Here is a 23,816-nt window from a genome sequence, read left to right as displayed (position 1 = left end):
ATAAATTGTTAATCATAAATCGTCAAATATCAATAAATCGTAAATTTGAATTGAATTCGTATAGGATTTTCCTAAAAAATATAAATGAAAGATTAAGTGATTAATCCTTATCTTTCTTTTTCTTGGAATTCTTTTCCAAATAGATCTCAAACTCCCCTGGTTTTTCAAGAATCATATTAGGCTTGACTGAAACGAATGGGAACTTCCAGGACCCTAATCTTCCTGCAATGGTACTTGCAATGTTTCTTGAATTCTTCTTAATGAACACTTCATCATAGGTGTTGGTTTGAATTTCAATGTTGTATGGAGGATTGTCTTCCACCTCATCAGTCAAGACAATGTTCAATCCAAAGTAGCCGGGCTTGATGAACAAGTCATTTCTAACTGCGATAAGTGGCTTGTGAACCAATCTCAATCTGTCAGCTACAGTTACTGAAATGTTACCTGCATCCTTGACAGCAGCCTTATAGTCTTTTGGATGGACAAGAACAAAAATCACATATGGAACAGATGTTTCAACATCATCCACCATTTCCATAACCTTGTCAAACATTGGCAATTTAGAGAAGATTCCTTCTATTTTTGAGGAAACATTATCCTGTTCAGACTCATCAAGCAAGAGAATAGCTTGCTTTGCAACATTCAATGGAGTGAATTTGGTTGTTTCCTTACCTTTGTAGACTACCCAACGTTTTCTTTCAAGTTCATTCAATGTTTCATCACAGATGTTCTGCAAGAGATTCTTGACCTTTTTAGGCTTTTTAGCCTTTCCCATGACCAATTCATTGTCCTGAATTGAAAATGGAATTCTTATGCTGTTGATGTCTGGGAATTCAGACATGAAATCCCTGAACTTGTCATTAGACAATACCTTTGCATCCTCTTCATAAGCCAAATCAAGAATGTAATGGTCTGCAATGGTTCCAACAGGAACCTCATCAATGATTCCATCATTAACCAATCTGACAAAAGTCTCTTTATCATCTATATTATGACGTAAGGAAGCATCCGCTATGATTAAAAAGTCATGACCTTCTTCTTCCAATGCCTTTACAGCCAAGGTAATGTTTTTCAATTTAGCCTTTGCACCTTCCTCTTTATGAAAATGTGCAACATTTGCAGCATCAATAATAACTTTCAAGATATCACCCTTTAAAAGTTTATTTAATTATACTTATTCTAATGAATGATTTAATTCTCAGTTTTAATTCTTGCTTTTCAATTGAATATTAAAATACTAAAAATATCCTTATTGGTATCTTCTTATTTAATATTTCTGTATTAACATTTTATACTATAAATATATATTAGTAATAAAATATTTAAATCTTTTTGACTCATGGAAAAATAATTTAAAGAAATGATTTTAGAAAAGATAGATAATTTAAAACATGGAAAAACTGCAAAAACAATGAAGAAATACAAGTCGAAAACTAATAAAAAAGAAAAAAAACTGTAAAAAAATAATAAAAAATACAAGTCGAAAACTAATAAAAAAAGAAAATAAAAGCGCCATAAAAATAAATAATTAAATAAATAAAAAAAGAAAAGAATTATTTGGATTGAGCAGCTTCAGCTGCCTTTAATTCTTTTTTGGATTTTCTTACAAGATCCCTTAAAGCGTTTGAAACATTTGGAGGAACAGAACCCTCTTCCTTGTTTAAAATCACTTCAGAAATAATGTTAGAAAGAACGAATATTGCATGTTTGTGCTCTGCTTTTGTTCTGTGAATATGATGAGGACTTATGTTTAACGCAAGGTAATCGTCAAAGAACTCGTGAGCAGAGTTATCAGTGTCTAAATATTTTAAAACATATACTAAAAATTGATGTAATTGAATCATTTCATCCTTATACATATAATACCTTTCCTATATTTTAAAATTGTAAAAATAAAATTCTGGCTTTAAGTCAAATAAATTATTTAACTTAGATCATTAAACACATAACAAACGTAAAAATAAGCTATAAAATATTAATTCACCACAAATACCAAGAGACCCATATCATCTTTTGGGATTTAAACAACTGACAACAAAATCCCCATAAAAACCTCAATAATGAACTACCTAAATTACATACTCAAATTTATTTTGTTAATGTTATTTTAAACATGATTGTATTTAAAATTTATGTTTAACTATATAAATTTTTATATTTAATTCTTTGTATCAACTATATATAAATCTTTTTGTTGAATTGGATTTCAAACCATAGTTTTTCAAAAAAATTTAGATTATTTCCTATAAAAAATTATGAAAAATAGACAAACTACTACTTAACTAAATTAATAAAATAGATTTTTTAAACAGTTAAGATCATTGAAAAATATTAAGAAATTTGAAGAAATGGAAAATTTGGCAAAAACAGCTCAAGAAATGTAAGAATTTTATAATATTATTAATAATGTATATAAAATATAAAAAAGATATTTAATTATGTTATAAATTATGCATTGACATAATCATAAGAGAAGATGCATAAAAACAACAAAACAAATGAAATTATAATAATTTTATTTTTAGTTTATTTTTATTTAGCAAGAGTGGTAGAATGGAAATTCTAAGATATGATAAGGAAACTGCAAATGATTTGATTAAAAGGTCACAAGCAGATATCAGTGAAGTCCTGAATATAGTTTCAGACATCTTAAAGGATGTTAAGGAAAACAAGGATGAAGCTGTAAAAAGATACACTGCAAAGTTTGATAAGGCAGAATTGAATGATTTGCAAGTTTCAGAAGATGAAATCAAAGAAGCTTACGATAATTTGGATAAGAATCTTATTGAAGCACTTAAAAGAGCATCTGGAAATATTGAAAAATTCCATAAGGCTCAAATACCAGAAGAATGGTTTATGGAAGTGAACACTGGAATCACTGCTGGACAAATCATCAGGCCAATAAACAGTGTTGGCTGTTACATTCCAGGAGGGAGAGCCGCTTACCCTTCATCTATTTTAATGGAAGTGATTCCTGCAAGAATAGCTGGAGTGGAAAGAATCATCTGTTGCACTCCTCCAGGAGCTGACGGCAAGATAATGGATGCAATCCTTGTTGCTGCAGACTTGGCAGGAGCTGATGAAATCTACAAGTGCGGTGGAGCTCAAGCTATTGCTGCAATGGCTTATGGAACTGAATCAATTGAAAAGGTCGAAAAGATTGTAGGTCCTGGAAACGTATTCGTTACCGGAGCAAAAAAACTTGTTTACGGTGACGTTGACATTGAATTCCCTGCAGGCCCATCAGAAGTGTTGATCTTATGTGACAGCACTGCAATTCCAGAATATCTTGCTCATGACTTCCTATCTCAAGCAGAGCATGACCCTGAAGCATCATGCTTCTTGGTGACTGATGATGTGAAAATAGCTGAAAAATCAAAAGATTTGATTGAAGAATTCTCAAAAGAGGCAGAAAGACGCGAAATCATTGAAGAGTCTTTAGAAAAGCACGGGCATATTATCCTTTGTGAAAATATGGACGATGCCATTGACTTTACAAATACATATGCTCCTGAACACTTGATCATTTGCACTGAAGATGATGCATCTGTGCTTGATAGAATCAAGAATGCAGGTTCAATTTTCCTAGGCAAATATTCTCCAGTTGCTGCTGGAGACTACGGTTCCGGAACAAACCATGTATTGCCAACAGGTGGTGGAGCTAAAATGTATTCCGGTCTTTCAACTGAAGCATTCCTTAAGAAACCTACTGTTCAAAACATTACAAGGGAAGGAATCGAGGAACTTTCTAAAACAGTCATTCCAATAGCTGAATATGAAGGATTCCATGCACATGCAAATTCCGTGAAAGTGAGACTGGATAAAAACTAATGCTAAAAAAACTAAGTTTAAATAAATTAAAGAAATAATATAATTATTATAATTATTCCAATTATTAATTTGATTAATTAAAACAATTAAATAATTACTGATGTTATTATTAATTGAAAATAATAAATTAATTTTTAAATATAATCGAGGCGATTAACGTGGATTATTTATTAGGCGACTTAAGAAGAACTCATTATTCAAAAGACGTAAACCCAGATATCAGTGGGGAAGAAGTCCTTATCATGGGTTGGGTACATGAAATAAGAGATTTAGGTGGAATCATCTTCGTAATCATTAGAGACAGAGATGGATTAGTGCAAATCACTGCACCAAGTAAAAAGGTAGACGCAAACATCTTAGATGATTTAAGAGCACTCAGAAAAGAATCTGTAGTGGCTATTAAAGGTACTGTGCAAGATGCAGGAAAAGCACCAAATGGTGTTGAAATCATTCCAGCGGAAGTAATTATCCTTAACCCTGCTAAACAGCCATTGCCAATGGACCCTACCGAAAAGGTAAAGGCTGAAATCGATACAAGATTAAACTCTAGATTCTTGGATTTAAGAAAAGCAAATGTAAGCTCTATCTTCAAGATAAAAGCTAACATGTTCAAAACCGTTCGTGACTACTTCTATGAACAAGGCATGATTGAAATCAACACTCCTAAGCTTGTAGCATCCGCTACTGAAGGAGGAACTGAACTTTTCCCAATCACTTACTTTGAAAAAGAAGCATTCCTCGGCCAATCTCCACAATTATACAAACAGATGATGATGGGTGCTGGATTTGACAAGGTATTTGAAATCGGCCAAATCTTCAGAGCAGAAGAGCATGATACCTTAAGACACTTGAACGAAGCGGTTTCCATTGACTGTGAAATCTCATTTGCAGATGACGTTGATGTAATGAAAGTATTGGATGGCATGATCACTGCAGTACTTAAATCCACTAAGGAAAACTGCGCTAAAGAATTGGAAATCTTGGAATACGACTTAAGCGCTATCCCTGAAGGACCATTCCCAGAAGTGAAATACGATGATGCTGTAGACATAATCAATTCCAAAGGAATCGATATGGAATGGGGAGAAGACTTATCCAGAGAAGCTGAAAAAGCTTTAGGTGACACTCAAGAAGGTTTCTACTTCTTAACCGATTGGCCATCAGCTATCAAGCCATTCTATGCTATGCCTTACGAAGACACTCCAGAAATCAGCCATGCTTTCGACTTGATGTACAAAAACCTTGAAATTTCCTCAGGTTCCACTAGGGTTCACCAATACGACCTTTTAGTGAAACAAATGGTTGAAAGAGACTTAAACCCAGATGGATTCGGAAGCTACTTGAAAGCATTCGAATACGGTATGGCTCCTCACGCTGGTTGGGGTGTAGGTGCTGACAGATTAGCTATGGTATTGACCGGTGTTGAAAACATTAGGGAAACTGTACTCTTCCCAAGAGACAGACACAGATTAACCCCATAAGTTAATCAAATCATATTAAAAAATCAATGAATAAGGAAATTTCCTTATTTATTTTACTTTTATTATAAAAAACCACTATTTTTAAACTTATTTTACTAAATCATAAAGAAACTATTTTAAAAAATTGAATTCAAGGTAATAATATGCAGGAATATAAGGTAGCGATTATAGGAGGAGGGCCAGCAGGAATGATGGCTGCAATAAGGGCAGCACAAGTTTTAGGCCCAAAAACTGTATGCATAATGGAAAAGAATGATAGCTTAGGAAAAAAGCTTCTCATGACAGGTGGAGGACGCTGCAACATTGCAAACGGCACACCAATCCATGATCAATTGAAGTATTACAATAAAAACAAGAATTTCCTTAAGCATGCATTATACACATTGCCTCAAGAAAAACTGCTTGAAATATTTGAAGAGAAAGACCTTGAATTCCACACTGAAGACAAGAAGAGAATCTTCCCAGACAGTGAAGATGCTCAGGACATTTTAGATATTTTGGAAGAATATCTTGAAGAATTGGGAGTGGATGTACATACAGACTGTCCAATTAATGCAAATGATATAGAGCATGAATTAAATGAAAGAATGGAACCAGTATTCTTAATAGAAAATGATAAGATATCATTTAATGCATCAAAGATTGTAGTATCTACAGGAGGTATCACATACCCATCTACAGGGTCCACTGGAGACGGATATAGAATAGCTTCAAAAATGAATCATACCCTCAGCGACATCAAGCCGGGACTTGTTTCATTCAATGTGGATGACTTCCTGCTTAGAAGCCTAAGCGGACTTACATTAAGTGATGTTGAGCTTTCATTCAAAGACAAGAAGAAAAAGGTTTCCGTTAGAGGGGATGCATTGATCAGTCATTTTGGATTGACAGGCCCTGCAGTGATTGACTTAAGCAATCTGTTGATTGAAAAGTCCAAGTTTACAATCCTAGATGATGCCTTAAACCAAAAAAGTGATGATGAGTTTGAAGAGCTTGAATTGTTTACAAATAAAATCAGTATTGACTTCACTCCAGACTTGACTGAGGAAGAGATAAAAGAACAAATCACTAAAGACACACCGGACAATGGTAAGATGTCCATTAAGAACTATCTGAAAAGGTTCCTTCCATCCAATTTCATTGATTACTTCTTGATGAAAATCAATATCAACCCAAGCAAGACAATGGCTAACATTACCAAAAAGGACAAGAACAAGATAGCCGAAAACCTTAAGAGACATCATATTGAAATTGAATCCTTGGAAATGGATCTTGCAAAGGTTACCATTGGAGGAGTCAAGTCTAAAGAGATCGATTCCAAAACACTTCAATCCAGATTTGTGAATGGATTGTACTTTGCAGGAGAAGTTCTTGAGATGGCTGGACCAACTGGCGGATATAACTTGCAGATTGCATTTGCTACCGGTTACTTGGCAGGTCAAGAAGCTGCAAACAGTTTAAAATAAATCTATTTTTTTATTTATTATTTTATTCCTGTACCATTTCTATTTTATTTTTCAAAAAGAGTTTTTCTATTTTTATTTATTTTTATTTTAAATATTGAAATTAAAAAAAAGATGATATAACAATTGTTAAAAATGAAAAAAATTTAAAAAAAATAATTGTATAAATTATTAAAATTTATACAATACTTTCAAATCCTTTTGTTGCGAGTAAACGTGCAAAGGAACCTTTTGGAGTCATAACAATATTACCTTTGTTATACTCGTCCATAGCTGCTTTTACCATGGTTTGTTTTTTATCTGGGTCTTTTGCAGCATTAGAAAGAGCTTTAACCAATACCATTACTGCATCAGCCCTATTCATGGTTCCAGTTACACCACCATTGCCTTTATATCCGTTGTAATTGTCGTTTTCACGGATAATGTCAGTTGCACTAAGGGTAGTTACTTCACCGTCAACTTCAAGAGGCCTTACTGAATCTATGATATTATCTAATCCTTCATCATAGATAAGAACAACCGCATCGATTTTAGTTCCGTTACGGTACTCTACAATCTCTTTTGCATATTGCATACCCTCTTCAACACCATTCCAAAGACAATCGTGGAACCGCATATTTCCTTTCAGATTTCCGGGAGCAGGTTGTGTTGGGTGCACCATTCCACCAGGGTAAAATGGATCATAGCTCTTTAAGTGTCCATTTTCTAAACGAACAATGAATGCCATATCACATCCACCGTTTGACTGCTCATACTTGTCAGCTGCTAAAACTAAAATAGTCTTGTTTTCTGCAGCTAAATCAGGACCCCCTATGAAAAAGGTCCCTATAACTATTAATAACCAAATAAGAATAACAGAAAGAATTGCTATAATTAGTTTTTGTTTCCGCCTCATAATATTCCTTCCTTTAAAAAAATAATTAAAATTTTTTATATCATTATAATATTTAGAGTTTTATATTTATAAATGTATTTATAAGAATTATAATTTTAAGAAAAAATAGTTGAAAAATAATAGAAAAATGTAAAATAAAAAAAAAGAAAAAATTATTAATGAAATCACCCGATCTTATCGCTCCATAGACTGAATTCCTTAATTTGAGGCGGGATTCCTTGATTTCCACAAGATTCAAGCCATCCTTCACTTGACTCGAATTCTTCATCATAATCTGCAGAATTTACAAAGTCTATCAAACCTTGATTTCTTATCAAAACATCCCTTGGCTTAAGGGTTGATGACCAAATGTAAAAGACCTTGAAAACTGTGTCTGGATGGTATCCTCCACCTAAGTCTATAGACAATACATCACATCTGTCAATTGATTTAGCTACCTGCTCCAAAGTTTCGTGAAGCCTTACATCACCGCTTATGAATGTAAAATTATCATTGTATCTTGAAAGCCTATCCATAGGTTCAAGAGCTTCCGGACTGTTGTCTATGCTGATTAAACGTCCAGTGGTCAATTTATACAAGATTATTTCACTTGATTTTCCTACATGAGCCCCCAATTCAACAACATTGTCTGTCTTTTCCAAAACTTCCCTCAAATGTTGCCTATAGACTTTCATATCATAACTGAGCTTTATCACTAATATCACCCCATTAATTAATCATGACTTATTATACGGATTCCTTCAGTATCCATCTTATAGAATTCAAATTCATTATAATATTTCGCTTCCAACTTAAGCTTTTGATCTTCATTCGCTATTGCAAATACAGTGTTTCCCAACATTGCCATTGAACTTCCAAGGACCTTTCCATGGAGTTTATGAACTATTTCCAATAGCTCATCGCTTATCAGATGAGTTCTTTTGGCAAATGAAAGGGAAGCCTTCATGAACTTCTTGATTGTTTCCTCTTCATTGAATTCACTGTCAACAGCTACATTGAACTTATTCTTGAATTTGGAACCGATGACTATTCCATCATCTTTCTTATTGAATTCCTCTCCTATTTCCAATCCAACTTGTGTAATTATCTTCCTATGCTTTGGGTCTTCTATGATTGAAGCTGTAGATATTTCTCCCAATGACTTGGTTATTACATAGAAATCTGATTTCAAGACTTCAAAAACTCCAAAACCTGTTTTCTCATGTGGAACAATTGATCTTGCCTCACCATAACCTGGAGCACCCGGTTTTGTCCTGAGAACTATTCCCCTTGAAAGCTCTCCAATCACATCTCCAAGACCAGTTCCAAGCTCAACTTCTGCCAAGTGGGCATACTTGCCACATTCCTCTAGGGATAGTCCTAGTTCAAAGTGTTCATTTATGCAAATGGCAGTGCCTATAGCTGATGAAGCGGATGTTCCAAACCCGCATCCTATAGGAACCTGAATAGTTTGCTTTATAAGGACATTATTCAAGTCAAACTCAATATCCTTTTTCATAAGCTCTATGGTCTTAAGAATAATTACCTCATTGTATTCATCTTTCTTTCCATTTATTGAAACAGAAAACTCATCGCTTTCGTCTATTTCAGTAATTACACCCTTATCCAAAAGCACTCCTGCACCTAAAGATCCTTTATGCAATGGGTCATCATTATCAAGAATGCTAAAGAAACCAGTGATATGAGATGGAACAAATACAGAAATCATTTTAACACTCTACTTGACAATTAAATAATAAGTTTATAAATTATAAGAATAAGAATATTAAATATTAAATATATAATTCTATTTAATTAATATAAATTAGATTTTTAACATTTATAAAAGTTTATAATTATAAAAATTTCAAAAGAAAATTAAAAAATATGAGTACATACTAAAAAATATTCATATTAAAGTTATAATTATAATTATTTTACTCGAAGGAGAGATATTATTGAATTATAAAAGAATTGATTTACATATGCACAGCTTATTCAGTGATGGAGAGCTTTTGCCATCTGAACTTGCAAGAAGAGCACTTGTACTTGGACATGAAGCAATAGCTATCACAGACCATGTTGACTACTCAAACATCAATACCATCCCTGAAATCAGCGCGGCAATTGATGATATAAACAATAACTGGGACATTACAGTGGTTTTAGGCGCTGAAATCACTCATGCTCCTGTTGAATCCATTCCAGACCTTGCAGATAAGGCTCGTGAATTAGGTGCAAAGATTGTTGTTGTTCATGGTGAAACATTGAATGAACCTGTTGTGGAAGGAACCAACTTTGCTGCTGTTAACTGTAAGGAAATCGATATTTTAGGCCATCCTGGACTCATTACCCGTGAAGAGGCAGAGCTTGCTAAAAAGAATGATGTCGCTTTGGAAATCAGTGCAAGAAAAGGCCACTGCTTAGGAAACGGTCACGTAGCAAACATTGCAAGAGAAGTTGGAAATGATCTCTTAATCGATACAGACACCCATTCCCCTGACAATTTAATTACATTTGAAAGAGCAATGGAAATAGGATTAGGAGCGGGAATGACAAAAGAAGAAGTGTTGAAAGCTACCGTTGATAATCCTAGAAAAATCTTAAAAAGAAATGGAATAAACCTTTAATTATTCCATATCCTTACTTTTTTACTTTTATTTTATAAAAAAATAATAAATACTCTTTTTTTACTTTAATATTATAAAAGAATAAATTAAATGCTTTTTTTACTTTAATATTATTAAAAAAAAATTCTTTTTTTAAAAAAAAATAGTGTTTTAGAAATTATTTGTGTTCCTTGACATTTCTGCTTTCCTTATCGTTGCAACAGCCAAAGAAGAAATTTCTTATTTTCTTGACTTCAGACTTGTTTTCCTTCTTTACCCTTTCATCCCTTTCATGCATTTTTCTTCTTGCTTCAGCCATATTTCCCATATTTTCACCTTTTAAATAAAATAATAATTATAATAAATTTTTTTAACTAATTATATATGCATATATAAAACATCATCAATAAAGTTTTAAAAATAATTTAAAAAAATAGTAAATAAAAAAAATCTTGAAAAACAGCAATCATCAACCAGCAACAAAAAAGAATAAATCCTTTTTGTTTGCCAATTAATCGAATTCTAAATAAAATATTTAGAAATTAAAACTTTTTTTATACAAGCTCTAGATTTGATTGATTTGATTTGAGCGATTTTGGAAAATTTTATAGTGAATTTATTTTGGATGTGTGTTTTGATTTGATTGAAATTTTGAAGATAAATTTTCCAGTAATGTTTTGTTGTTAGAGCATATACAGCACATAAAGTTTTAATAAGTTCAGAACTATTGAAGGTCATTTCCAAAAATCATCCTCTGAAAGTAACAACTTTTGGATCTCTTTTTCTTTCTCGTTTAGTCGGTTTAATCTGCTTTTTACCACAAATTCCACTTTTGGTTCTTCCCAATATTTCACCTCCGAGAATTAAAGACAAAAGTACAAAAATTTTAAGGACTTGATTTTAATTTGGAGTGATTAATGACATTATTCTTTTTACTTGTAGGCGATTCCTTAAAATTTAGGTGTACCTAAATATCTTTAATTATAGTTTGTTTTCATCATATATAAATGTTTAGGTATGCCTAAATATTTGCACATATAGAAAATGTTAGTAAATATGCAAACAGTTATATACTATAAGAACAAATATTAATATAGATATTTGGGACAACTCCAGCATCGAAAATCGATACTGGATTAAAATGAATACTATCAAAATCCAAAGAAAAAATGAACCTGAATATCTCCAAAAGTGTTAGAATGGACTAATTAACTTAAATTAAGACATTTTAACAAAAAACGTATTAATTGCATTTGCAATTAATTAAGCTGTTGAACATGATTAATCTTTGAATTAATCAAAAAAACTAAATTTAAGCAAAATTTGTAAAAAAAAAATGTATTTTAGCATGGAATTAAACTAAAATCATTCGACAAAACATTGCTTCAATCTATATTTCAAATCAAAAAAAGAAAAACAAATCGCACAAATCGAAAATAAAAATTAGAGGTGGAAATATCAAGATACGAAAAATAAAACCTCAATTTGAAAACCAAAATTTCAAAAACAAGTAAGAGCAAACAAAGAAGAAAGACTTGTTTGCTTTTACATTATTTTATTATTAATTATTTTATTTCTTTTATTCAGCTATTTTTTAAAACTATTTTTTAAAACTATTTTTAAAACTTTTTTTATAATTTTATTAATCTGATTTAAAATTAAAAAAAAGGAAAACTTATTTTAAAACATTATATTCCATAACAAAGTCCTTTCCCAAAGGATAATACTTTTCCAATTTCAATGGAATGGCTTCCTTCATATAATCGAATCCTTCCCCATCGAAGAAGGTTTTGGAATCCTTTCCTCCAACAATCATAGGAGCTATGCATATCCTCACTTCATCAATAAGATTTTCACGTATCATGGAAAAGTTAAGTGTGGATCCCCCTTCAAGCATAAGGGTTTCAATTCCTTTTGAATACAAATGCTCCATAAATTCAACTAAATCAACAGATTCCTTAGAGGAATAGAAAACATTTGCTCTTTTGGAAAGCTCCTTAGCCCTTAGAACTGCATCCTCATCAGAATCAGGATTATTCTCATCACAAATGCTGCTTACTGCAATGATTGTTTCAGCATCATCATCCAATATCCGAAAATCAAGTGGAGTCCTTGCCTTATTGTCAACTACAACCCTAACCGGATTGTCCTCTTTTCTTGCATTAATCTTATGAACGGTAAGTCTTGGGTCATCTGCAAGAACGGTTCCAATTCCTACCATAATGCCATCAACTTCCTTTCTGATTTCATGAACACGTTCAAGATCTTCTTTGCCTGAAATTTCAGAACTTCCAGTTTTTGTAGCTATTTTTCCATCCAATGTCATAGCTGCATTAAGGATTACATAAGGTTTCATAATACCATACCTTTAAATTCAATAATAGAATAATGAAAATTAAATAATTTTTATAAACATCAGTTTAATCAATCGTTCCGTTAAAATTATATGTCAAATACATATCTTGCATTCTTTTCAGTTTGTAGAGATACATCATCCACACTAGTTTCATGCAATTCAGCTAATTTCTCAACTGCAAGTGCAACATTTGCAGGTTCATTCCTTTCATCCTTGGTCATTGCCAAGTATGGGCTGTCAGTTTCAGTCAAGATTCTTTCAAGTGGAATTTCCTTGAAAAGGTCTTGATGTCTCGGACTGTAGCATACCATAGTCGAACAGCTTAGGTAATGGTCTTCCATATCCAAGATCTTCCTTGCTGTCTTCAGGCTACCTCCATAACAATGATAGATCACTTTAGGAATATCATCATAATCCTTTAGCAAATTGAATATCTTCTTTTCACAGTCCCTTCCGTGAATAAGCAATGGTTTCTTGTATTCATTTGCAATTTCAATAAATCCTGTGAAGATTTCCTGCTGGCGAGCTCTCAATGCCTTGTCTGTGCAATAGAAGAAATCCATTCCAACTTCCCCAACTGCCAAAATCTCATCAAGATGGTCAATCATCTGCTTATGTGCTGCATCTATCTCCTCTTGAGGAGAGTTCTGGGATGATACAGGATGGAATCCGAAGGTTGGATAAACAAATCCTTCATACTCCTTTGAAAGAGCCAATGCCTTTGCATTGCTTTCCAAACCATACCCTGAATTGATGACAGCATTGAGCTTCTCTTTAGCTCTGGATATAACCTTATCCCTATCTTCATCAAATTCATCAAAATCTATATGGCAATGTGTATCTATCATCGTATCACTTATGTAGCAATGTTATAAATGTAATATATTTTTTACATATTTTTGATAAAATTTCAACAAAAATTTAACAGATTTTTATCATGTATACCTCAATGTTGAAGTGCGTATCTATCATAATAATCACAATAAAAATAAAATAATAATAATAATAATAATAATAATAATAATAAAAATGTTAAAAAAAGATAAAAAAGAAAGAATAAATTTAGACTCCAAAACGTCTGTCTCTTGCTTGATAATCCCTAATGGCTCTTAAATAGTCAACTTTCCTTAACTCTGGCCATAAGCTATCACAGAAATAAAGCTCGGAGTAAGAAGATTGCCATAAGAGGAAACCACTAAGTCTTTCTTCTCCACTTGTCCTAATAATGAGACTTGGATCTTCAAGGCCTTCAGTGTAAAGATTCTGGCTGACCATATCCTCATCAATGTCATCAATGGAAATCTCGCCATCTTTCACTTGCTTAGATATTTTCTTGATTGCATCAACGATTTCCAATCTGCCGTCATAACCGATAGCCAAGTTGAAAAGTCTTTCATCATAATCCTTTGTAGCCTCTTCAGCTTCCCTAATAGCTTCCCGTACGCTATCAGGCAAGAGTTCAGTTCTTCCTACAACCTTAACACGAACCTTGTTCCTGTGAATCTTTTCATGGTTAACAATTCTCTTGAAGTTCTTTACGAAAAGATTCATCAATCCTTCAACTTCATGCTGAGGTCTATTGAAGTTTTCAGTTGAAAATGCATAAGCGGTTACAATTTCAATTCCTAAATCAATACTCCAGTCAAGAACCTTCTCTAAGGTATCTACACCAATTTCATGGCCCTTGATAACCTCCATATTTCCTTGAATCTTAGAGTATCTTCTATTGCCGTCCATGATAATAGCTACATGCTTTGGCATTCTATTAGGGTCTAATTCATTCATTAGACGCTTTTCATAGATACTGTATAAAAATTTTGGTGGCAAAATAATTCCCCATAATATTTTTTTTATTTTTTATTTTTTTGAAGTTTACAATTTTATTTAACTATTACTTAATGAAGTAATTCTATTAGTATTATATATAAAAAAAATAATTTAAATAGTTTTATATAAATTTTTTAAAAAAAAAAATAGTTCTTAAAGTTTTAAAAAAAAGTAAAAAATAGGATTATCCCCTTAATTTAGCAAGATTATAAGCTAACTTTAAGCTTCTTACATAACCTTCAACAGTTTGGTCACGGCTTGTATCAATGAATATCTCATCTATTCCAAGTGTTACAGCACCATAGCTTGGCCATTTGTCAAGAAGCACAAGTGTCCTGAACATGATGTTTCCAAAGATGCCATCATTTGCAAGAATGATGTTATAGCCATCTTCAATAGCCTGTTCCAAGAGAATGTAATAGTTTTTAATTGAATAATTCTCGGATATCTCATCACTATCATTATCGAAATTATCCAATTCCTTGAAAGTCTCTATTAATCTGTTTGTCAATTCTTCAGAAGATATTAGGCTTTCATCGATTCTCTCGCTTCTTCCCAAATCATCTTTTCTTCCTTCAGCCAAAACAGCTATTTTAGGCTTCTTTCCAAGGTATTGAATAAAATTAGCTGCTTGAACAGCCAATATAATTTTTTCTTCTATGTTCTTTCCTTCATCAATGCCTACAGGAGCAAGAAGGAATTCATAATTATTGGAAAAGCTTTCATCATCTTCTGTATTGATATAAGTGGTTCTGTTGATTGTTTGACTTGATTTGAAATCTTTAATGGCTTTAACTACTTTAGATGCCTTTAGAGATCCTCTGATAACCGCATCTATTTCCGGATTTTTGAATGCTTCTATGAGTTCATCTTCAGTTTTAACTAAAGTTATTTCCAAGTCATCAATCTCATTGAGTTCGTTAGAAGCCTTAATGATATTTTCATTTTCTCCTAAACCCGCCACTATTCTAATCATAGTAATTGTTTTATTCATTATTTAATTTATAGTTTTATAAAAAATCAGAACTGGAAAATATCCTGTTAAAATAGTTAGAAATAGTTAGAAATAAGTAAAATAGAGTTTAATAAATTAAAAAAAGTAAAAATAAGTAAAAAAAGAAAAAAAGAGAAATAGATAAACTTAGAATTGTTTACCTAATTCGTAAGCTTCTTTTAATTTGTCTTCTTGTTCTTCTGCAACGATTCCTGCAGGACCAGCGCTACCAGCATCGACATGACCTATAACTTCATATCCCATAAAGGTGAATGGGGAGAATTTAGTCAATTCGATGTATGCTTCGTAGGTTCCTTCAGGTTGGTTTTCAGTGAAGATAAGAGCTGCTTTACCGCTTAAGCTTTTATTTGGGTTTTGGCCAATTGCATAGAAACGGTCGATAATGGTTTTTGCTTGTGCAGTCATTTGACCATAGTAGATAGGAGTTGCAAAGATTACACCATCAGCTGCAACCAATTCATTGATGATCTTGTTACCATCGTCTTCATGTACACAGTCAGGGTTTTCAGCACAGAACATACATGCTTTACAGCCTGCAATGTCTTCTTCTTCAAGATAGTATTTTACTACTTCGTGACCGTTTTCTTCTGCCCCTTTAATCATTTCATCCATTAATACGTCACAGTTTCCACCAATACGTGGACTTCCTTGTAATGCAATAATTTTCATTTTTCTTCCTCCGAAATATTTAAATCAGCATTTAATAATTTAAATGATTATTAATTACATTTTATAGTTTATTTTACGATTATATATAGTTTTTTTAGTTAAATATGTTAATCTAATCTAATTTTACCTATTTTTCCCAAGCCACTTTCAATGCAGCTTCAATAGCTTCTGATGTCTTTACCAAGTCATCTTCAGTATGTGCACCAGAGATGAAATTACATTCGAATTGGCTAGGCGGAATGAATACACCGTTCTTTAACAATTCTCTGAAATATACCAAGAACCTTTTGGTATCAGACTTTTTAGCTATTTCATAATTGAGCACTGGCTCTGGATTGAAGTAGATTTGGAACATTGATGCAAGACCTACAACCTGCAAGTCCAAGTTCAAGTCTTCGACAATGTCTTTCATATTGTCTCTTAAAAAATCTCCTTTTCTTGCCAAATTGCCATAGAATGGATAATCAAGCTTTGCCAATGTTGAAAGACCCGCTTGAACTGAAACAGGGTTTCCGCTAAAGGTTCCTGCTTGGTAAACCTTACCGTTAGGTGCAATCATTTCCATGATTTCCTTTTTACCGGCATAAGCACCAATTGGGAATCCTCCACCTAATATCTTAGCGAAAGTGACTAAATCAGGCTTGACACCATAATACTCTTGAGCTCCACCACGGGAAACTCTAAAACCAGTGATCACTTCATCAAAGATCAATACTATATCATTTTCCTCTGTGATCTCCCTAAGGAATTTCAAGAACTTTACAGTAGGCTCTACACAGCCGATATTTCCCATAACAGGCTCTACGATAATACAAGCTATGTTTTCGCCTTCCTCATCAATCAATTTGGTCATTGCATCCACGTCATTGAATGGTACTGAAAGGGTGTTTTGGGTTGTTTCCACTGGAATTCCTAAAGAATCTGGAAGACATGCTGCACCAGAACCTGATTTTACAAGCACATAGTCATGAGCCCCATGATAGGATCCTTCAAACTTGACAATCTTATCCCTACCGGTAAATCCTCTTGCAAGTCTGATTGCAGCCATTGTAGCTTCAGTACCAGAGTTTACAAAACGAACCATCTCAGCACATGGAACCCTGTCAATTATTTCCTGAGCCAATTTAACCTCATTTTCAGTAGGGGCCCCATAAGCGGTTCCCTTTTGCATCTGTGCAAAAACGTCATTCATGACATCATCATCACTATGACCAAGCAAGATAGGGCCATAAGCCAAACAGTGGTCAACATAATCGTTGCCGTCAATGTCTTTTATATGAGAACCTTTTGCTTCCTTTACAAAGAATGGATAAGGTTCAAAAGCACGTACTGGAGAGTTTACTCCTCCAGGAGTGATGGTTTTACTTATTTTAAATAATTCTTCGCTATTCATGATAATAATTCCTATAATTTTAATTTAGATGAATAATTTATAATCATAAATCAATTATTATAATATAGTTTATTTATCTTAATTAATAGGTATTTCTATTTTATAAAAAGTTTAATATAATAAACTATAAAAATCAATTCAAGAAATAAACAATCAACTAATTTTAAAGGATGATAGAATGGATTTATTAGATGTAATGCTTAAAAGAAGAAGTGTCAGAAAATATACTGATGAAGAGATTCCAAATGAGAAAATGAACAAGATCCTGCAGGCAGGTCTCCTTGCTCCTACAAGCAGAAACCTAAAGCCATGCAATTTTTTAGTAATTAAAAACAAGGAAACATTAAAGAAAATAAGTAAATCAAAAGCATTTGGAGCTTCATTTGTAAAGGATGCGAATAAGGCAATAGCTGTCATTGCAAACAGCAAGGTTTCAGATACATGGATTGAAGATTCCTCAATAGCTTTGGCATTCATGCATTTGATGGCTGCAGAACAGGATATTGGAAGCTGCTGGATTCAAATCCATTTAAGAAAATCCAAATTGGGAAAATCATCTGAAGACATTGTACGTGACATTTTAGGAATTGATGATTACTTCAGAATAGTTGGAATATTGGCTTTAGGAATCGAAGATGGGCATATGAAAGCTTATACTCTCGATGATATTGATAAGGAAAAAGTCCACTATCTTCTTTAAAATCTTAAAAAAAAGTAAAATAGATTAAAATATTTCAATGCTAAAATAAAAATTAAAAAAATAAAAAAAGAGAAAAGTTAAGAGTTAATACTCCCAACCAGTGAAAAAAATTTTTGGTCAAGGTTTTTCAGGCCGAAGGCCTATAAAAAGCTTGGGGGTTATTGCTCGATGATTTGCTCATCAATAGCCATACCAAAATGTCTTGCGCTATCGTCAATAAATCCTTTGACTTTCATTCCAGGTTCTAGAACTGAAACGGAAATCGGTTCATTATTTTCATCGACTAATCTTATTGTTTCTGCATTTTGAACCAATGACCTTATTTTCATATCTTCATATTCCGCTTCAATCAAAAGAAGTGGCCTTTTTTCTATCTTGGATCTGCCAACAATAGACTTTTTGGTCTTTCCATCCTTATCAACAATCAATACCTCATCACCGGTTTCAAGCTCTGACAAGTATCTTGTCTTGTTGCCTGGAACCATAACATAAGCTTGAACAGGACCTGCATTAACTCTAAATGGCCTAGATGCCACATATTCACTTTCCAAACTTTCACTGTGAATGAAAAACATTGCTTTAGAGTAAGAACCAATGAGCATACCTTCTCCAGGCTTCATCATAGTGGTTGTGTCAATGCACACCCTATCCCCTGAACCTACAGGCTCTACATTAGTGATTGTCAAGTCTTTTAAAGAATAGCTTTCTGTTGAAAGCTCATCAATAAGATTTGCAATGTCTTTTATCTGTGCAAACTCTTGAGGCTCGAATATGACTCCATCAGTGCCCACTTCCAAGGTTTCCATAGCCACTTTTGCATCATCCGCATTCTTTACAGCAGCTATTATGTTAACATTTTCCTTTTGCAAATCTGCAATGATGTTTTCAAGGGGAATGATTGTCCAGTCAGTCGCTACAAGGATTATATAGTCAACAACTCTGCCTAATGTCACTGCCAATTGCTCATGCAACTTGTCGGTAATGACTATATAGGCACAGACAGTTTTTCCACTGTTTTTAGCTTCATTTGCTTTAGCTAAATCTGCTGATTCATTCAAGTTGTCCTTAAGCTCAAGAGAGCCGTCTCCTTCACCATCAATTCCAACCAAATAAATGTCAGCATCTTCCTCATTGGAAATTATCTTGAAGTTTCCAACTTTTCTGATGTTTTCACTGTCTTCTGTATCAAGAACATAATCTATTCCTGATTCCAGTGCTGTTGTGATTAATTCTTTCTTATCGTCCCAACTTGCCTTTGGGGACATAATCCAAGCGAATTTATTTGACAATTTTAATCTCCTTAAATTTTCTAGTTTTGATTGTTAATATCATTGAACAATTTATAAATATGATTTATTTAATCGAGGAATTTCAATGCTTCTTCAACATCCAAATCATTGTGAACTACTTCTGAAATAGCTCTTGTGATTTTTCCAGGGTTTTCAGCTTGGAAAAGGTTTCTTCCAAATGCTACACCTGCTCCTCCAACTTCAAGGGAATCCTTTACCATCTCTAAAAGTTCCCTATCGGTTTCAACTTTAGGTCCTCCTGCAATGACAACAGGCACTAATGCCCCATCCACTACTTCCTTGAATGAGTCTGGATCACCAGTATAATTGGTCTTTACAATATCCACACCAAGTTCTGAACCTACACGTGCTGCATGCTTTACCATTTCCACATCATGCTCGTTTTCAACCTTTTGACCTCTTGGGTACATCATTGCTAAAAGTGGAATTCCCCAGTAACTGCAGGTTTCGGATATTTCACCAAGTTCCATGAGCATTTCAGGTTCTGTATCGGAACCGATGTTGACATGTACGGACACTGCATCTGCACCTAATTGTATAGCCTTTTCAACACTGGTAACAGTTACCTTGTTGTTTGGGTCTGGGCTTAAGGAGGTACTTGCAGACAAGTGTACAATAAGACCGATATCCTTACCGTATCCTCTGTGTCCGAGTCCTACAATACCTTTGTGCATTAATATTGCGTTTGCTCCGCCTTGGGAGATGCTTTCAACGGTTTCATCCATGTTAATTATTCCTTTGATTGGACCGCTTGATACACCATGGTCCATAGGAGCAATTACGGTTCTTCCGGTTTTTCTATTGAAAATCCTTTCTAAACGAATTTTTTTTCCTATTTCAGTCATAAGATTAGTCTCCATAACTTTAAATAATAATTAAATAAATTTTAGGATAATGATTTATCTTTTGTTTTTTAAATTTATTAAAAAAAAATAAAGATGTGATAATCTTTTACTTTAAAAATAATTTAAAATATAAAGATATGATAATCTTTCCATTTAATATATAATAAATTATAGTTTATATATTTTTGTTTAACCAAACTTTCTTATTGAAAAAATATGAAAATTTTCCAATAATAATGTACATATTTATACACCATTGTATTATTTATTACATATATCTTAATATCTAATTTCTATTATATAAATCTTTTTTTTAAAATGATTCATGAACATTGTTTAATGCTGATTGATTAAAATTAATATAGTTTTAAAAGCAAATATTAATATATGAATTTTTCTGAAATTGATTTAAAACAAACACACATTCGTTTAAGAACAGATTTGCCAAATCATAATCTGAATGAATATATCATTTACATCAGAAATGAATTGGAAAACTATCTCTTAAAGGATCAGGACTTCCTATTGGCACTTGAGCCTATAAAAAGAGATGGGAATTTGCCTTTGATAGTAAAAACAATGGTTGAATCCTCTAATATTGCTGATGTTGGACCTATGGCTTGTGTTGCAGGAACAATTTCTGAAATGTCTCTCGATTATTTGATTGCAAATGATTCAAGATATTCAATCATTGAAAATGGGGGAGACATTGCAATGATAAATGATGAAGAGGTCTTATGCGGCATCTATTCAAACAATGAAGTTTTAGGAAATGACATTGCATTTAAGATCAAGTCTCGAAAAAGGCCATTGGGAATCTGCACTTCCTCAGGAAAGATAGGACATTCCATAAGCTTTGGAACATCTGACAGCGTTACTGTGATTTCCAAATCAGCGTCAAATGCAGATGGGCTTGCAACTAGAATAGCTAATGAAATCAATGGAGAAAGCAGTGAAGACAAGGTATCAAACGGTTTGGAATGTGGCGAAGATTACAAAGAGTTTTTTGAAGGGGCTTTAATCATTTCAGACAATCATGTCGGAACAATCGGCAAACTGCCGAAGATAGTTGAAACAAAAGAGTTTGATGTGAAAATCTAAAATAATATAAGAATCAATAACAAAGAATAAGAATTAATATCAAATAACAAGAATTAATAAAGAAAAATAAGAATCAGAGAAGAATAACAAGAATAAGAATAATACGGATAATTGAGAAGATAAGAAGAATAATTTTGTACAAAAATTTATCAAAAAAAATCTCCAAAAACAGATGAAAAACAATACAATCCAAATATATAAATATCATAATGCTATAGCTATTATTTAAAACATTAATTTAAAAACAAATAAATGAGGGATATTTTGAAATCATTTGAATTTTTATCCAAAAAAAGAGAAGAAAAACCAAGAACCTGTGGATTGACAATGGTCTTGGATAAAGGATTAGGACTTGAAACTGCAAGCAGCCTAATGGACATTTCCGGCGAATATGTGGATTACCTGAAATTTGGATGGGGAACCTCCATTGTACATGAACAGGATATAATCAGAGCAAAGGTAGAGATGTATAAGTCCCACCATATAACCCCATATACTGGAGGAACATTATTTGAGCTTGCATATAAGAAGGGCATGCTCAATGAATTTTTCGATGAGGCACATGAATTAGGTTTCCCAGCTATTGAGATATCAGACGGATCCACCACCATATCCCATGATGACAAATTGGAATGCATTGAGCTTGCTTGCGATGACGGGTTTGAAGTCTTGTCTGAAGTGGGAAAAAAGGACCCTGTTTTAGATAAGGAAATGTCACTCGATGATAGAATCAAAGCTATGAACGATGAACTGAATGCCGGTTCATCCCTGATAATTGTAGAAGCCCGTGAAGGGGGAAAGAACATTGGAATATTTGACAAATCAGGCAAGGCAAATGAAGATGAGATAGATACCATTTTAAATAATGTTGATAATGAAAAAATTCTCTGGGAAGCTCCAAACAAGGACCAACAGGTATTTTTCATATTAAAACTTGGAAATGAAGTTAATTTGGGAAATATATCAAGCGACGATATAACTTCTCTTGAAACTTTAAGAAGAGGATTGAGAGGAGACACATTAGGGAAAATTTAAGGATGTGTTCAATTGACCAATAAAAGGAGCATTGCTGAAATAAACCAAAAGATTGAAGATGGTGAAGCTAAAATTTTCACTGCCGAAGAATTCAAAAAGCTCATTAAGGATGACGATGCACCGAGCTTTGAAGAAGTTGATGTTGTTACATGCGGTACCTGTGGTGTAATGAGTGGAACCGCAGCTATTTTAAACTTTATAGTCTCGGAACCAGGAGAATTCATAAGAGCCAGCGAAGTTTACTTAAATGGAGTTCCGGCTTATGCAGGACCATGCCCAAATGAATGGCTCGGTTCAGTTGATGTGATACTTCATGGAACAGCCCATTCAATCTATGATGAAAGCTACGGCGGAGGATTCTTGCTTAAGGACATTCTTGACGGGAAGGAAATTGACGTAAGAGTTGAAAGCGCTGATGGAAAAACAATAGAAAATAAGATAACCATGAAAGACATTACCAGAGCACAGATTATAGGCTCACGTATGTCATTTAAGAATTATACCGCATTCACAAATCCTAATGAGGAATCAGTCTCATCAATATTTGGAGCGATACCTCTTGAAGGAAACTTAAGGGGACTGACATTTTCAGGCTGTGGAGCATTGAATCCGCTTCAAAACGACTGTGCTCAAAATATTATTAAGGAAGGAACTAAAGTCCTTTTGAATGGAACCCAAGGTTACATATTAGGCAATGGAACAAGGTCAAGCCCTGAAAAGCCAAACTTGATGTTATCTGCAGACCTTACTAAAATGGATCCATACTATATGGGAGGATTTAAGACAGGGCAAGGAGGAGAGGTTTATGATACTGTAGCAATACCGATCCCTGTATTGACTGAAGAGATTTATAATAACTTACTTATAATGGATGAAGATGTTAAGATTCCAGTGGCAGACATAAAAGGACGTCATTTGCCTTTGGGTGAAACAGATTATGGAAAATTATGGGCAGAAAATGATTTGAGACCAAAATATGATAGCGACAAATGTTTAAAATGTGATTCATGCATTGTAGAGGAAATATGCCCTACAAATGCATTTGCAAGTGAAAGAATTGACTTCACATATTGTTTCGGTTGTGGAATGTGTGCAAATTACTGTCCTAACAATGCATTTGATATGAATACCGGTGATGTTAATTTAAAAATCAATGGAAATGAAGTTAACATTCCAATCATTTGCAGACAATCAGATAGATTAAGAGCAAACAAATTATCATTGAAATTAAAAGAAATGATAGAAAATAAAGAGTTTAAATTTGATTAAGAGCAATGACTATCAAAAATAAAGAAAATGATAGAAAA

At 33.2% G+C, this 23,816-nt stretch carries 21 protein-coding genes and 1 pseudogene; 8 read left to right on the top strand and 14 right to left on the bottom strand.

All coding sequences use genetic code 11. The annotated features are described in order from the left end of the window. Nucleotides 1–100 precede the first annotated feature (100 nt). Together VW161_RS05850 and VW161_RS05845 are read right to left on the bottom strand one after the other, a co-directional pair. Entirely contained in the window at nucleotides 101–1,141 is a 1,041-nt protein-coding gene (locus VW161_RS05850; protein WP_298536322.1) for an NYN domain-containing protein, read from the bottom strand. A 412-nt stretch (nucleotides 1,142–1,553) separates the two neighbouring features. Beyond that, nucleotides 1,554–1,859: a UPF0058 family protein gene (locus VW161_RS05845; protein ID WP_304093154.1), complete on the bottom strand. Its 306-nt coding sequence runs from the start codon at nucleotides 1,857–1,859 to the stop codon at nucleotides 1,554–1,556. A 694-nt stretch (nucleotides 1,860–2,553) separates the two neighbouring features. Between VW161_RS05845 and hisD the strand changes: the two genes are divergently transcribed. From hisD to VW161_RS05830, 3 genes are all read left to right on the top strand, one after another. Further along, complete coding sequence (gene hisD, locus VW161_RS05840) at nucleotides 2,554–3,831, top strand: histidinol dehydrogenase (RefSeq protein ID WP_304093152.1); 1,278 nt, start codon at nucleotides 2,554–2,556, stop codon at nucleotides 3,829–3,831. A 158-nt stretch (nucleotides 3,832–3,989) separates the two neighbouring features. Continuing rightward, nucleotides 3,990–5,312 carry an aspartate--tRNA(Asn) ligase gene (gene aspS, locus VW161_RS05835; RefSeq protein ID WP_304087509.1) on the top strand — a complete coding sequence of 441 codons (1,323 nt, stop codon included), beginning with the start codon at nucleotides 3,990–3,992 and terminating at the stop codon, nucleotides 5,310–5,312. 143 nt (nucleotides 5,313–5,455) lie between these two features. Further along, nucleotides 5,456–6,778: an NAD(P)/FAD-dependent oxidoreductase gene (locus VW161_RS05830; protein WP_304093150.1), complete on the top strand. Its 1,323-nt coding sequence runs from the start codon at nucleotides 5,456–5,458 to the stop codon at nucleotides 6,776–6,778. A gap of 175 nt (nucleotides 6,779–6,953) precedes the next feature. On the opposite strand, the gene VW161_RS05825 is transcribed toward VW161_RS05830, so the two are convergent. The 3 genes and pseudogenes from VW161_RS05825 to VW161_RS05815 all read right to left on the bottom strand — a co-directional run. After that, nucleotides 6,954–7,670, bottom strand: a complete 717-nt coding sequence (locus VW161_RS05825) for a DUF4012 domain-containing protein (protein ID WP_304087505.1) — start codon at nucleotides 7,668–7,670, stop codon at nucleotides 6,954–6,956. A 164-nt stretch (nucleotides 7,671–7,834) separates the two neighbouring features. Beyond that, nucleotides 7,835–8,365, bottom strand: coding sequence for a class I SAM-dependent methyltransferase (locus VW161_RS05820; protein WP_304087503.1), 531 nt, complete (start codon nucleotides 8,363–8,365; stop codon nucleotides 7,835–7,837). A 17-nt stretch (nucleotides 8,366–8,382) separates the two neighbouring features. Beyond that, a pseudogene (locus tag VW161_RS05815) lies at nucleotides 8,383–9,240 on the bottom strand (pantoate kinase); the annotation flags it as partial. Between the two features lie 367 nt (nucleotides 9,241–9,607). Between VW161_RS05815 and VW161_RS05810 the strand changes: the two are divergent. Next, the gene (locus VW161_RS05810) at nucleotides 9,608–10,279 is read left to right on the top strand and encodes a histidinol phosphate phosphatase domain-containing protein (protein ID WP_304087499.1); all 672 of its coding nucleotides are present in this window, start codon (nucleotides 9,608–9,610) and stop codon (nucleotides 10,277–10,279) included. 157 nt (nucleotides 10,280–10,436) lie between these two features. On the opposite strand, the gene VW161_RS05805 is transcribed toward VW161_RS05810, so the two are convergent. The 7 genes from VW161_RS05805 to hemL all read right to left on the bottom strand — a co-directional run bounded on the left by VW161_RS05805 (nucleotide 10,437) and on the right by hemL (nucleotide 17,518). Continuing rightward, nucleotides 10,437–10,586, bottom strand: coding sequence for a hypothetical protein (locus VW161_RS05805; protein WP_304135848.1), 150 nt, complete (start codon nucleotides 10,584–10,586; stop codon nucleotides 10,437–10,439). 1,347 nt (nucleotides 10,587–11,933) lie between these two features. Further along, on the bottom strand, nucleotides 11,934–12,614 hold the full coding sequence (locus tag VW161_RS05800; RefSeq protein WP_325192785.1) for a 2,5-diamino-6-(ribosylamino)-4(3H)-pyrimidinone 5'-phosphate reductase: 681 nt from the start codon (nucleotides 12,612–12,614) through the stop codon (nucleotides 11,934–11,936). Nucleotides 12,615–12,700: 86 nt separating this feature from the next. Continuing rightward, nucleotides 12,701–13,462 carry a TatD family hydrolase gene (locus VW161_RS05795; RefSeq protein WP_304103375.1) on the bottom strand — a complete coding sequence of 254 codons (762 nt, stop codon included), beginning with the start codon at nucleotides 13,460–13,462 and terminating at the stop codon, nucleotides 12,701–12,703. 214 nt (nucleotides 13,463–13,676) lie between these two features. After that, on the bottom strand, nucleotides 13,677–14,399 hold the full coding sequence (gene uppS, locus VW161_RS05790) for a polyprenyl diphosphate synthase (RefSeq protein WP_304087511.1): 723 nt from the start codon (nucleotides 14,397–14,399) through the stop codon (nucleotides 13,677–13,679). 226 nt (nucleotides 14,400–14,625) lie between these two features. After that, nucleotides 14,626–15,435 (bottom strand): methanogenesis marker protein Mmp4/MtxX, encoded by an 810-nt coding sequence (gene mtxX, locus VW161_RS05785; RefSeq protein WP_325192784.1) that lies wholly within the window; start codon nucleotides 15,433–15,435, stop codon nucleotides 14,626–14,628. Nucleotides 15,436–15,582: 147 nt separating this feature from the next. Beyond that, nucleotides 15,583–16,125, bottom strand: a complete 543-nt coding sequence (locus VW161_RS05780) for a flavodoxin family protein (protein ID WP_304087489.1) — start codon at nucleotides 16,123–16,125, stop codon at nucleotides 15,583–15,585. Between the two features lie 127 nt (nucleotides 16,126–16,252). Next, nucleotides 16,253–17,518 (bottom strand): glutamate-1-semialdehyde 2,1-aminomutase, encoded by a 1,266-nt coding sequence (hemL, locus tag VW161_RS05775; protein ID WP_304103657.1) that lies wholly within the window; start codon nucleotides 17,516–17,518, stop codon nucleotides 16,253–16,255. A gap of 178 nt (nucleotides 17,519–17,696) precedes the next feature. On the opposite strand from hemL, the gene VW161_RS05770 reads away from it, so the two are divergent. Further along, nucleotides 17,697–18,218: a nitroreductase family protein gene (locus VW161_RS05770; protein WP_304087486.1), complete on the top strand. Its 522-nt coding sequence runs from the start codon at nucleotides 17,697–17,699 to the stop codon at nucleotides 18,216–18,218. Between the two features lie 158 nt (nucleotides 18,219–18,376). Here the strand turns inward: VW161_RS05770 and VW161_RS05765 are convergent, their stop codons facing one another. Next, a complete protein-coding gene (locus VW161_RS05765; RefSeq protein WP_304087484.1) occupies nucleotides 18,377–19,507 on the bottom strand; it encodes a 3-dehydroquinate synthase II in 1,131 nt (376 codons plus the stop codon). A gap of 68 nt (nucleotides 19,508–19,575) precedes the next feature. Continuing rightward, entirely contained in the window at nucleotides 19,576–20,373 is a 798-nt protein-coding gene (locus tag VW161_RS05760; protein ID WP_304087482.1) for a 2-amino-3,7-dideoxy-D-threo-hept-6-ulosonate synthase, read from the bottom strand. A 387-nt stretch (nucleotides 20,374–20,760) separates the two neighbouring features. On the opposite strand from VW161_RS05760, the gene VW161_RS05755 reads away from it, so the two are divergent. The 3 genes from VW161_RS05755 (at nucleotide 20,761) to VW161_RS05745 (ending at nucleotide 23,778) form a co-directional block, all read left to right on the top strand. Next, entirely contained in the window at nucleotides 20,761–21,474 is a 714-nt protein-coding gene (locus VW161_RS05755; protein WP_304087480.1) for a UPF0280 family protein, read from the top strand. Between the two features lie 264 nt (nucleotides 21,475–21,738). Then, on the top strand, nucleotides 21,739–22,509 hold the full coding sequence (gene comA / locus VW161_RS05750) for a phosphosulfolactate synthase (protein WP_304087478.1): 771 nt from the start codon (nucleotides 21,739–21,741) through the stop codon (nucleotides 22,507–22,509). Nucleotides 22,510–22,521: 12 nt separating this feature from the next. Next, complete coding sequence (locus tag VW161_RS05745; RefSeq protein ID WP_304093451.1) at nucleotides 22,522–23,778, top strand: methanogenesis marker 16 metalloprotein; 1,257 nt, start codon at nucleotides 22,522–22,524, stop codon at nucleotides 23,776–23,778. The last annotated feature ends 38 nt before the right edge of the window (nucleotides 23,779–23,816 follow it).

The sequence above is a fragment of the Methanobrevibacter ruminantium genome, assembly GCF_016294135.1.
GTDB classification, from domain to species: Archaea; Methanobacteriota; Methanobacteria; order Methanobacteriales; family Methanobacteriaceae; genus Methanobrevibacter; species Methanobrevibacter ruminantium_A.
This window is presented reverse-complemented; position numbering and strand designations above follow the sequence as displayed.

Bases quoted from the DNA above. Each gene is read 5' to 3' on its own strand.
- hisD (WP_304093152.1), top strand. From the start codon at position 2,554: ATGGAAATTCTAAGATATGATAAGGAAACTGCAAATGATTTGATTAAA.
- VW161_RS05755 (WP_304087480.1), top strand. From the start codon at position 20,761: ATGAATTTTTCTGAAATTGATTTAAAACAAACACACATTCGTTTAAGA.
- VW161_RS05780 (WP_304087489.1), bottom strand. From the start codon at position 16,125: ATGAAAATTATTGCATTACAAGGAAGTCCACGTATTGGTGGAAACTGT.
- VW161_RS05805 (WP_304135848.1), bottom strand. From the start codon at position 10,586: ATGGGAAATATGGCTGAAGCAAGAAGAAAAATGCATGAAAGGGATGAA.
- hemL (WP_304103657.1), bottom strand. From the start codon at position 17,518: ATGAATAGCGAAGAATTATTTAAAATAAGTAAAACCATCACTCCTGGA.
- VW161_RS05770 (WP_304087486.1), top strand. From the start codon at position 17,697: ATGGATTTATTAGATGTAATGCTTAAAAGAAGAAGTGTCAGAAAATAT.
- VW161_RS05830 (WP_304093150.1), top strand. From the start codon at position 5,456: ATGCAGGAATATAAGGTAGCGATTATAGGAGGAGGGCCAGCAGGAATG.
- VW161_RS05800 (WP_325192785.1), bottom strand. From the start codon at position 12,614: ATGAAACCTTATGTAATCCTTAATGCAGCTATGACATTGGATGGAAAA.
- VW161_RS05825 (WP_304087505.1), bottom strand. From the start codon at position 7,670: ATGAGGCGGAAACAAAAACTAATTATAGCAATTCTTTCTGTTATTCTT.
- uppS (WP_304087511.1), bottom strand. From the start codon at position 14,399: ATGAATGAATTAGACCCTAATAGAATGCCAAAGCATGTAGCTATTATC.
- VW161_RS05760 (WP_304087482.1), bottom strand. From the start codon at position 20,373: ATGACTGAAATAGGAAAAAAAATTCGTTTAGAAAGGATTTTCAATAGA.
- VW161_RS05845 (WP_304093154.1), bottom strand. From the start codon at position 1,859: ATGTATAAGGATGAAATGATTCAATTACATCAATTTTTAGTATATGTT.
- VW161_RS05795 (WP_304103375.1), bottom strand. From the start codon at position 13,462: ATGATAGATACACATTGCCATATAGATTTTGATGAATTTGATGAAGAT.
- mtxX (WP_325192784.1), bottom strand. From the start codon at position 15,435: ATGAATAAAACAATTACTATGATTAGAATAGTGGCGGGTTTAGGAGAA.